At 59.5% G+C, this 11,062-nt stretch carries 9 protein-coding genes; all 9 read left to right on the forward strand.

Annotated elements, in window-relative coordinates:
- Window position 1: 1 nt before the first annotated feature.
- The 9 genes from tssF to AC097R_RS03350 are packed head-to-tail and all read left to right on the forward strand — an operon-like array spanning window position 2 to window position 11,056.
- Window positions 2-1,768 (forward strand): type VI secretion system baseplate subunit TssF, encoded by a 1,767-nt coding sequence (tssF, locus tag AC097R_RS03310; protein WP_479596172.1) that lies wholly within the window; start codon window positions 2-4, stop codon window positions 1,766-1,768.
- Window positions 1,769-1,779: 11 nt separating this feature from the next.
- A complete protein-coding gene (gene tssG / locus AC097R_RS03315; RefSeq protein ID WP_479596173.1) occupies window positions 1,780-2,772 on the forward strand; it encodes a type VI secretion system baseplate subunit TssG in 993 nt (330 codons plus the stop codon).
- Between the two features lie 19 nt (window positions 2,773-2,791).
- Window positions 2,792-5,491 carry a type VI secretion system ATPase TssH gene (gene tssH, locus AC097R_RS03320; protein ID WP_479596174.1) on the forward strand — a complete coding sequence of 900 codons (2,700 nt, stop codon included), beginning with the start codon at window positions 2,792-2,794 and terminating at the stop codon, window positions 5,489-5,491.
- A 39-nt stretch (window positions 5,492-5,530) separates the two neighbouring features.
- The gene (locus tag AC097R_RS03325) at window positions 5,531-7,465 is read left to right on the forward strand and encodes a type VI secretion system Vgr family protein (RefSeq protein WP_479596175.1); all 1,935 of its coding nucleotides are present in this window, start codon (window positions 5,531-5,533) and stop codon (window positions 7,463-7,465) included.
- Between the two features lie 25 nt (window positions 7,466-7,490).
- The gene (locus AC097R_RS03330) at window positions 7,491-8,165 is read left to right on the forward strand and encodes a toxin-antitoxin system YwqK family antitoxin (RefSeq protein ID WP_479596176.1); all 675 of its coding nucleotides are present in this window, start codon (window positions 7,491-7,493) and stop codon (window positions 8,163-8,165) included.
- 2 nt (window positions 8,166-8,167) lie between these two features.
- Complete coding sequence (locus tag AC097R_RS03335; RefSeq protein WP_479596177.1) at window positions 8,168-8,554, forward strand: DUF4280 domain-containing protein; 387 nt, start codon at window positions 8,168-8,170, stop codon at window positions 8,552-8,554.
- Window positions 8,555-8,571: 17 nt separating this feature from the next.
- Window positions 8,572-8,799: a hypothetical protein gene (locus AC097R_RS03340; protein WP_479596178.1), complete on the forward strand. Its 228-nt coding sequence runs from the start codon at window positions 8,572-8,574 to the stop codon at window positions 8,797-8,799.
- On the forward strand, window positions 8,796-9,758 hold the full coding sequence (locus AC097R_RS03345) for an ABC transporter substrate-binding protein (RefSeq protein WP_479596179.1): 963 nt from the start codon (window positions 8,796-8,798) through the stop codon (window positions 9,756-9,758). Before AC097R_RS03340 ends, AC097R_RS03345 begins: the two co-directional genes overlap by 4 nt.
- A 23-nt stretch (window positions 9,759-9,781) precedes the next feature.
- A complete protein-coding gene (locus AC097R_RS03350) occupies window positions 9,782-11,056 on the forward strand; it encodes a dicarboxylate/amino acid:cation symporter (RefSeq protein ID WP_479598087.1) in 1,275 nt (424 codons plus the stop codon).
- Window positions 11,057-11,062 lie beyond the last annotated feature (6 nt).

Consider the following 11,062-nt stretch of genomic DNA (forward strand, 5'->3'; position numbering starts at 1 on the left):
GGTGGCTGAAGTCATACATAGCGATCTGCTCCAGTACTACAAGCGTGAACTAACCTATTTGCGCGAGCAAGGCTCCGACTTTGCTGCGCGTTACCCCAAGGTGGCGTCCAGTCTGGCCTTGCATGGCTCCGAGTCATTGGATCCGCACACCGAGCGGCTCATTGAGTCGGTGGCCTTCTTGGCCGCGCGCGTGCACCAAGACCTGGATCGCGAGTTTCCTCAAGTCGCCGCTGCATTGCTGGATAACTTGTGCCCCTCGTTAGTGCAGCCGGTGCCGTCCATGTCCGTTGCGCAATTCCAGCTGGACCCGACGCAAGGCAAGGTCACCTCCGGCTTCCAGGTGCCCCAGCATTCGGCGCTTTATGCCAATGCATCGGACGGCCAGCAATGCCGCTTCCGCACGGCTTGGCATTCGGTGCTGTGGCCCGTCAGCGTCACAGCCGCCGTTTTGGAAGGCGGTAGCAATGCGGTGCGACTGACCTTCGAGTGCGGTGCGGATTCAGATTTTTCAGAGCTGGAAATCGACTCGCTGCGCATCCACCTGCATGGCGACTGGATGACGACGATTCCGCTGTACGAATTTTTGGTGGCCGACGTGGCAACAGCGAGCCTCACGCCGGAGGGTGAGCCAACCCGATTCCTTCCTGCGAACTCATGGCGCGAAGTGGGCTATGGCGAGGATGAGAATGTGTTGCCGCTGCCGCCCAACGCACAACCCGCGTATGGGTTGATGCAGGAATATTTTGCGTTTCCGAACAAATTCCACTTTTTTGACCTCTGCAATCTGCGCGGCAGACTGGGCAAGGGCAGGCGCTTTGAGGTGCGCCTGGTCATGGGTCAGCCTGCGCGGGGAATTGCAGGCATTGATGCGGATCAATTTCAACTCGGATGCACGCCCATCATCAACCTGTTTCCGCGGACCAGTGAACCGCTGTTGATCGACCAGAAGCACTATGAATACCGCCTGGTGGCAGACCGCCAGCGTGAAGCCAGTACAGAGGTGCACTCCATTGTGTCGGTGACGGCATCCGATCCGAACGCGCAGCGCCCCGTTGTTGTGCCCAGTTTCGCAGCGCTGAGTCATGCGCGAACAGGTGCTCCTGCATGCTATTGGTCTGCCCGACGAGAGCAAAGTTTGCGTCGCGATATCTCCGGCACCGACGTGTTCCTTTCGTTTGTGGATCAGAGCAAGTCGCTGACGACACCGCCGCAACCGGTGGTCTATGCCAATGTGCTGTGCACCAACCGGCGGTTGGCTGAGCAGGTTCCGCGCAACGCGCGCATGGTGGCGGAAGGCATCTCTGACACTGCCGCCGTACGCTGCCTGTATGAGCCCACCTCACAGCGTAACCCCCCGCTCGGCAGCGAAACGCTTTGGCGGTTGGTCTCGCTCTTGACTTTGAGTCACCAGTCGTTGGTGGATGGCTCCACTGGCAAAGACCAGCTACGTGAGATGCTGGGGCTCTTTGCCTCTGATAGCACGCGTGACCATGAACAGATCCGTGGCATCCGCAGTTTGAAGGCGCGCAGTGTCACGGGCCATATTGGGACCGAGGCTTGGCGTGGGTACTGCAGGGGCACGGAAATCTCGCTGGAATTTGATGAGGAAGCCTTCGTAGGTGGGTCGCGCCTGCTTATGTCGGCGGCGTTGGCACGTTTTTTCGCGCTCTACACGTCGGTCAATTCATTTGTGCAATTGCGGGTGTACCGCGGCGATGAGATATGGAAGCAATGGGAACCGATGAGCGGCCGCCAACTGGTTCTTTAGTCCAAGGACTGATGGCCAAGCCGCAAGGCTATAACCTCTTTCAGGCCATCAGCCTGCTGGAGCGTGAAGTCCGTGCGGATGCGCAAACGCCAACGCTGCAGCGCGATGCGATGCAGCTGCCTGTGCGTTTGCGCGCCGTTGTTTCTCTGGGTTTTCAGGCCAGTGACGTCAGCAAGGTAAGCGAGGACGGTTCGGAGAGTGAGCCGTTTGTCTTGCGCACACCCGTGATGTCGCTTGCGGGGGCGCAAGGCCCGCTGCCCCTGCCATTCACCGAGATGGTGCTGGAGCGCAATGCCGCACGTGACCACGCCACGGCAGACTTTCTCGATATCTTCAATCACCGTTTTCTGGCCTTTCTGTACCGCAGCCGCAAGAAACACAACATGGGGCTCAATGGTCTGGCGCCAGCCAATTCACCACTGGCATCCTGTCTGGACGCGCTCAGCGCGCTGGGACTGAAGGCCGGTGTGCGTGCACCAGATGGTGACGCCGGATGGCTGGAGCACGCGGGACTGCTGGGTGGCGCTCCTCGGTCGATCACTGGCTTGCTAGCGATGTTGTCCCATCGCCTGGATGTGCGTGCTTCGGCCAGACAATTTTGCGGTGGCTGGCGCTTGCTGGAGCCCACCGATGTTCTGCGTCTTGGCGGGCGGGGGCGGGCGCCCAGGCTTGGTCGCTCGGCGGTACTGGGGCAGCGGGTCTGGGATCAAAGTGCCGGTGTTTCCATCACATTCCATGGGTTGCGGCTGGCTCGTTTGCAGCAGCTGCTGAAGGGCGGAAGTGAGCACGCATTGCTGGGTTGGATGGTGCGCCGCTACCTGCCACAAGACCTCGACGCTGAAATTGTGTTGCAGGTTCGACCTGATGACTTGCCGCCCGCTGGGCTCAGTGCCCAGCAACCCTTGCGCTTGGGGTGGACCTCTTGGCTGGTTTCTCGGCCCGCCTCTTTGGTGGATTTGCCCCCAGTGCGCTTCAAGCTGGCTGAATCAGCGGCGGCACCATGATGAAGAAGGGCGCCTGACCGTGGAAATAGACACCCGCACCCTTCTTGGCAAATTGAACCCGGAATGCAAGCGCGCTCTAGAACGTGCTGCCGAGCTTTGCGTTCAACAAACGCATTACAACGTCGAAGTCGAGCACTTTTTCCTGATGATCATGGACAGCAACGCGCCCGACTGGAAGGTGTTGCTGACCCACTTCGCGATCCCACCGGACGCTATTGCGCAGCAATTGCAGCAGGCGATGGACCATTTCAAACGCGGCAACGCACGAACCCCGGCCCTCTCCCCCCATTTAGCCCCGCTGTTGCAGGAAGCGTGGTTGTTGAGCTCCATGCTTTTGGGGGAGCAACGAATCCGCTCAGGGACGGTGCTACTGGCCGCCTTGGAGGTAGACGCTCTGCGCGGCGTGCTGCTGGAGTCGGCGCCTGGACTTTTGCAAATTCCGCGTGAGTCTTTGCGCAATGGTTTGTCCGAATGGTTGCGCGGCTCCACCGAGGACAGTCGTAGTTACCAGGGTAACGCCGCTGGCGGTGCGATGCCGGCGGTGGCCGGTGCCGTAGTACCTGCACAGATGCCAAGCCGCTCGGGTGCCCATGGAAGCACACCTTCGCTGGACCAATACACCGTGGACCTGACGGAATGGGCGCGGCAAGGGCAGATTGATCCGATCCGTGGCCGTGATGCTGAAATTCGCCAGCTCATTGATGTGTTGCTGCGCCGCCGCCAGAACAACCCGATCCTCACGGGCGAAGCTGGCGTTGGGAAAACTGCCGTGGTGGAAGGCTTTGCGCAGCGTGTAGTGCAAGGGCTGGTGCCGGCTGTGCTGCGCAATGTGTCGGTGCGCTCGCTCGACTTGGCGCTGCTCCAGGCCGGGGCTGGCATCAAGGGCGAGTTTGAGAATCGGCTGAAATCCGTCATCAACGAGGTCAAGTCCTCGGCGCAACCCATCATCCTGTTCATTGACGAAGCCCACCAGCTGATTGGTGCGGGTGGGGCGGAAGGCCAGGGCGATGCGGCCAACCTGCTCAAGCCCGCATTGGCACGGGGTGAGTTGCGCACTATCGCGGCAACTACCTGGGCCGAATACAAGAAGTATGTGGAGCGCGACCCGGCCTTGGCGCGGCGGTTTCAGGTGGTCAAAGTCGATGAGCCCACGGAAGAGGTGGCCATCGAGATGTTGCGTGGCATGGTGGCCACGCTGGAGAAGCACCACAACGTGGAGATCGTGGACGATGCCGTCCGTGATGCGGTCAAACTTTCCCACCGCTACATCACCGGCCGCCAGTTGCCAGACAAAGCCATCAGCGTGCTCGACACGGCATGCGCCCGCGTAGCGGTCGGTCAGAGTGGTTTACCGCCTGAGCTGGAAAATCTGGAGCGCGAGATTGCCAATGCCGAAGTTCAGTTGCGCATCTACCGACGCGAGGTTGCTGCGGGGCGGGACCATGTCAGTGCCATCCAGAGCCTGACGGCCGAGATCGCGCGGCACAAGCAGGACAAGGAACGGCTGGACGAGAAGTTGGCTGAAGAAAAGCGGGCTGTTGCGGAGATCATTGTGCTGCGTCGCCGCCTTGCCCAGCAGGCGGATGCAAACACCCCAGTCGATAGTGGTGAAGATGCAGGATGGACGTCCGCCAATCTGGTGCGACTTGAAAAAGGGCTGGAAGCCATCCGCAGTGATGAACCCCTCGTCCCCGTCTACGTCGATTCTGCGGCGGTAGCAGCGGTGGTGTCGGGTTGGACCGGTATCCCCATTGGCAAGGTGTTGGCGGATGAATTGCACACGGTGCTGAACCTCAAGGAGCGTTTGGCCGAGCGGGTGGTTGGGCAGGATGCAGCGCTGGACGCCATCGCGCGGCGGGTGCGCACCTCGCGTGCAGACCTGGATGACCCGGGCAAGCCGGTCGGCGTCTTTATGCTGGTGGGTCCCAGCGGCGTCGGCAAGACGGAAACCGCCTATGCGCTGGCCGATCTGATGTATGGCGGTGACCGCAACATGGTGACCGTGAACATGTCGGAGTTTCAGGAGGCGCATTCCGTCTCCAACCTCAAGGGTGCGCCGCCCGGTTACGTTGGTTATGGCAAAGGCGGCGTTCTGACCGAGGCGGTGCGCCGCAGGCCGTACAGCGTGGTGCTGCTCGACGAAATGGAGAAAGCGCACCCGGACGTGCTGGAATTGTTCTTCCAGGTTTTTGACAAAGGCACGATGGACGACGGCGAAGGCGTGCAGATCGACTTCAAGAACACGCTTATTTTGTTGACATCCAACGCGGCGCAGGACGTCATCACCCAGGCCTGCGCGGGCAACGCGCGGCCGTTTGCCAGTGCATTGGTGGAAGCGTTGCGGCCCGAATTGCTGCGGCAGTTCTCGCCAGCCTTTCTGGGCCGGTTGACCCTGGTGCCGTATTACCCTCTTGGGGACGCGCAAATCCGTGCCATTGTGCGGCTCAAGCTCGACAAACTGGCGCAGCGGTTTGCCAGCAACCACAAGGCCAAGCTGACATGGGATGCGGAGGTGGAAGACGCCATCGTCGCCCGTTGTACCGAGGTCGACAGTGGCGCCCGCAATGTGGACCACATCCTGTCCCAGGCCTTGCTGCCTGAGCTGTCGCGGCGCGTGCTGGAGTGCATTGCCACGGCGGATGATTTCAATGCCGTCTATGTGCGACTGGATGGTGCAGACCAGTTCCAGTTCGACTTTGCGTTGACATCGAAGGGCTGACCGGCAATGCGTGAGGGCTTTACCCAACAGAACTCCGTGATGAGCGTGACCACGCCGTTCGGTGCTGATGCCTTGATGCTGGATGCTTTCCATGGCGTGGAGGCTATCTCCCAGCCCTTCAAATTTTCGCTGACAATGCGCGCGGCCAAGGCGACGCTGGACCCCGCCACCATCATTGGCGCGACCATGACGGTCAAACTCCAGGTACCTAAGGGGCCTAAGCGCTACTTCAGCGGCATCGCCTCGCGCTTTCTGCATGCCGGGGGGGACGACGCGTTCTCCTTCTACACCGCGGAAATGGTCCCTACGCTGTGGTTGCTGACGCTCAGCCGCGACCGCAAGATCTACCAGAAGAAGACGGCGGCCGACATCATCAAGGAAGTGCTGGGGGACTTCGCCGTGGTGTTTGACGCCAAGCTCACCGGCACCTACGGCATTCGCGAATACTGTGTCCAGTACGATGAAACCGCCTTTGATTTCATCGCACGGCTGATGGAGGAAGAGGGCATCTTCTACTTTTTCACGTTTGCCGACGGCGTGCACACCATGGTGCTGGCGGATGCCGCCAGCGCGCACAAGGCTTGCACCGATGCGACCGACCTGAAGTACTTCCCGGACCAGGACGGTCGCCGACGCATGACCATCGTCAACCAGTTGGAGTTGGAGAGCCGTCTGGTGTCGCAGAAGTTCGAGTTCGGCGATTTCAATTACCTCACACCCACCACAGCGCTCAAGGCTGAAGTGGACGGCACCCTCGGCAAAGGCAAGCAGTTTATCTATCCTGGTAACCATGCCGTTGCAGCAGATGGGACTCAGCGCGCTACGGTGCGTTCGCAGGCGAGCCAGAACCAGGGCGTGATCTGTCGTGGCACCAGCTATAGCTATCCGCTAGCGGCGGGCACCAAGTTCAACCTGACGGAGCACCCGCGCACCGCGCTGAACACGGCACTGGTGTTGCGCTCCGTGACGCACTGGGCCAGCGCGGCGCAGTATTGCAATGCGTTTGAAGCGTTTGATGCCACCGTGCCATACCGCACCCCGCGGCACACCGCTTTACCAAGGGTGTCGGGCAGCCAGACGGCCTTCGTGGTCGGACCGTCGGGGGAGGAAATCTGGACGGATGAACACGGGCGCATCAAAGTGCAGTTCCACTGGGACCGGCTAGGTGCCAAGGATGACAAAAGTTCTTGCTGGGTGCGGGTTGCGCAGTCCTGGGCCGGCAAGGGCTGGGGCAGCCTGTTTTTGCCCCGGATCGGGCAGGAAGTGGTTATCAGCTTCGTGGACGGGGACCCAGACCGCCCACTGGTGACCGGCAGCGTCTACAACGCCGAGAACGCGCCACCGGTGGCTTTGCCGTCCATGCAGACCCAAAGCACCATCAAGTCGCGCTCCTCGAAAGAGGGCGCTGCCGGCAATGAGATGCGCATGGAAGACAAGAAGGATTCCGAGGAGTTCTATTTCCATGCCCAAAAAGACATGAAGGTGGAAATCGAGAACGACCTGACCACCACGCTCCATAAAGGCGCTGAAATCCACACTTTAGAAAAAGGCGACCGCACAGTGGACGTTCAGACCGGCAAAGAAACCCACAACGTCAAGGGCACACGGGAATTGACCATCACTGGCAACGAAACACACACCAACAAGGCAGATTTCAAGCAGGTGGTCACTGGCAAGTATGAGCTCAAGGTGACGGGCGACCTGCTGATTGATGTGACCGGATCCATCACCATCAAATCCGCCAGCAGTGTGTCGAGCAAGGCCGGCACCACGTTCACCAATGAGGCGGGCACCGCCTTGACCAACAAGGCCGGGACCGAGCTGACCAACCAGGCCGGCACCGGACTCAAGAACAAAGCCGGTACCACGCTGGACAATGAAGGTGCGATGGTTAACAACAAAGCGTCTGCGACACAAACGGTCGATGGTGGCGGCATGCTGACCCTTAAGGGTGGCATGGTGAAGATCAACTGACATGGACGCAGCCTCCTCCACCGCCATGACGGAAACCATCGAGCAGTTCGATGCGGAGGGGCGACTGACGCAGCGCTCCAGTCTGCGTGCGGGCATCTTGCATGGTGATTTCAGCGTGTTTGGTGTCAATGGGGTAACACTGGCCAAAGCCTCTTACCTGGACGGGATTTTGGATGGGGGGCTGGTTACGCGGGATGAGCAAGGTCGCTTGTTGCAAGAGGCCAGTTATTCCGCTGGTGCGCAGCATGGTCTGACGCGTGTTTACGTGGCGGGCCGACTCTGCATGGAGCAGAACTACCAGCGGGGAATGCTGCATGGCCCCAGTGTCATGTATTCCGAGGCAGGCGAAATTTCTGCCAAACAGATGTATGTGCAAGGCCTGCTCGAAGGCGAGGCTGTTTATCTGAACGAGGGCCGCGTGGTTCGCAAAGTGGCTTACCGCAGCGGTGTACAAAACGGGGATGCCGTAGATTTCAGCCGCGATGGCAAGCCCGTGCAGAAGGCTGTCTACAAAGACAACCTGTTGGATGGAACCGTGACGCGCTTTTGGCCCGATGGAAAGATTCTCGAGATGCAGGACTACAAAGCTGGCAAGCCGGTATCTGCTCTGCGCAGCTTCGATCAGAACGGTGACGAAATACAGAGTATCGGTGCCAAGCCCGGCATAATGCAGCGGCTCGAACAACTGGTGAAAGGTTGAACATGGGGATTCAAGTAGCCATGGGCGCCAATCTCCAGTGCAGCTTTGGCGTGGCGCCGAGTGCGCTTACGGTGCTGCCCGCCAGCAAAGTGATGACAGGGGCTCCGGCTGCCAACATCATGGACAACAAGCCCATGGTCAATATTCTTCCCTTTGGCATGTGCAATTGCCCGGCCAACCCCATGGTGGCCGCTGCAACAGCAGCAGCGCTCGGTGTGTTGACCCCTATGCCATGTATTCCAGTTACCGCGGCCCCATGGGCTCCGGGGGCGCCTACCGTATTGGTTGGAGGCATGCCAAGCTTGCAAAATTCTTCCAAATTAATGTGCAATTGGGGTGGTGTGATCCAAATCCTGGTGCCAGGACAGACGACCGTCATGGTTCCCTAAAGCGAGGCTATTAGCGCATGCAATACACATTTTCAATGACGCCACGGATGGTGACTCTGGCCGCGGTGTGTGTCATTCTGCTCTGCGTTCTGCTCTTCCTGGTCGGTATGGAGATCGGGCAGAAGATGGCAGGTCAGACGATCAACGTGCAAGTCCCAGACGTTTCCAAAGCCTTGCCCGCCCCACCAAAGCTGCCGGGTGTTGCGGAATTGGCGGCACCCTTGGCCCCTACAACCAAACCATGAACATGATCAAGAAAGACAAAAGCGTATCCATGCAACACGGGCCACGATCCATGACGCGCCAAGCTGTGCAGTGTTTGGTAATACTTGCTGGTGTTTGGCTGACCGCAGGGGCGCATAGCGCGACCCCGGTTCCCGTGCCCGCGAAGCCGGCTGCCGTGGTGGAGGTGCCTGCGCCCGCCCCGGTGGTCCCCACCACAACGCTGGTTAAGGTTGCGGACGGGCGCTTGCTGGCGCCTGACATCGCGCGCATCGTCAACCGTGGTGAGCTCATCGTGGCCATGTTGGGCGTGGATTCGCCTCCTTTTTTCTACACGCGCAACGGCGAGCTAGTAGGGCTGGAGGTCGACCTGGCCAAGGCTATCGCCAAAGAGCTCAGGGTGACCGTGCGCTTCGATCGCAGTGCCCAGACCTTCAATGAGGTTGTGGCCGTGGTGGCACGCCAGGAGGCGGATTTGGGGGTTAGCAAACTCTCGCGCACCTTGGCGCGTGCCCAGACCATCAGTTTCACCGATCCGTATCTGCGCTTGAACCATGCGTTTATTCTGAACCGGGTCAAGTTTGCAGAGTTGGCCCGCGACCGGCCATTGCCAACGGTCATCCGCGGTTTCAAGGGCTCGATTGGTGTGATCGCCAAATCATCCTTTGCCGACTATGCCGTCAAGAATTTCCCCAACGCCGAGATACGTGAGTTCCCTAGTTGGGGGGATGTGCTCAAGGCGCTTGAGAAAGGTCAGATCATGGCGGCCTACCGCGATGAATTCGAGATCAAACGCCTCCTGAAGATTGACCCCACCGTGTCGCTGACGCTGCGCACCGTGACATTCAAGGACCTGGAAGACAGCCTGGGAATTGCCGTGGGCATTCAGGACCCGACCTTGTTGGCGTTCGTCAATCAGTTCCTCGCGGAAGGAACGGAAAAACTGACGATCGACAAGGTTCTCAAGGCAGTGTCGCAATAAAGGCTGACGGAAGTTTCTCCATGATTGATTCCAAAAAACTATACGCACTCGCACTCAACCCCTGGGTTGTGGTTTCCATGTTGGCTGCGGGGTTTGCGTTGGGGCTGTACCAACCCGACGTGGCGCGCAACCTGGGCATTGTTGGAGACATTTATGTCGACATGCTCAAAATGATTGCCTTGCCGTTCATGGTGTCCGCCGTGATATTCAGTTTGCAGCGGTTGTTTCGCGAAGGTGGCGCCGGGAGCCTTTTGGCGCGCGTTGGTGCGGTGTTTGTCGTATTTTCCATCGTGGTCGCGGCCTTGGGCGCTGCCACCCTGTTGGTGATCCGTCCGGGCGAGGACTTGTCGGTCCAGACCCGCCAGACCTTTGGCAAGATTGTTGGCAACGATCTCAACTCTAGCGATACCGTGATGAGCCTGCAGGGCATTGATGCGCCAGCCAAGTCGGTCAACTTTGCCGATGTGCTGGTGAGCATTGTTCCCTCCAACATCTTTGCGGCGCTGGCCGGGGGGGAAACGCTCAAAGCGCTGGTGTTTGCTTTGATGTTCGGTTTTGCAGTTGGGCAGGTACCGTCGCGTATTGCGGATGGCCTGACCTATTCCTTGGAAACGATTTACCACGCGTGCCAGACGCTCATGCGTTGGTTGAACTACCCGTTGCCGATCATCCTGTTGTGCATGAGCGCGTCGCAGATGGCCAAGACCGGGTTGGGGCCGTTGCAGGCGATGGCCCAGTTTGTACTGGCTTTCACGGTCGCCTCGCTGTTGGCACTGACCTTGGCGACCCTCATCATCTGGAAGCGATCGAATGCCAGCCTGGGCCAGACCTTGGGTGCGCTACGAGGTCCTTTTGCTTTGGCACTGGCTACGCGCAGCAGTGCCACGTGCATGCCCATCATGATCGAGGGACTTGTGGACCGGTTGGGGTTTGCCCGTTCCCGCGTCGAACTGCTGGTGCCATTGAGTGTGTCGTTGCTCCGCGTGGGGCCCGTTATTTACTATGTAGCGGCCACGCTTTTCATTGCACAGCTTTACGGTCGTGTACTGGGACCGAGTGAGCTGGGCATCGTCATGGCCGCATCCATTCTGGCGGGTTTTGCGTCTGCCGGTATGACGGGTTTGTTGACCGTGTCGCTTGTCGGTCTGACTTGCAGTTATCTCGGGCTCCCCTTTGAGGCGGCATTCATCCTCTTTTTGGCCGTGGACCCGATTTGCGACATGCTCCGAACGCTGGTCTTGGTCATCGGCAACAGTGCTGCGGTTTCCGTGGTCTGTGCGAAACCGCTGAAGATATAGAGGAGC

The sequence above is a fragment of the Rhodoferax sp. ZS1R25 genome (assembly GCF_056521335.1).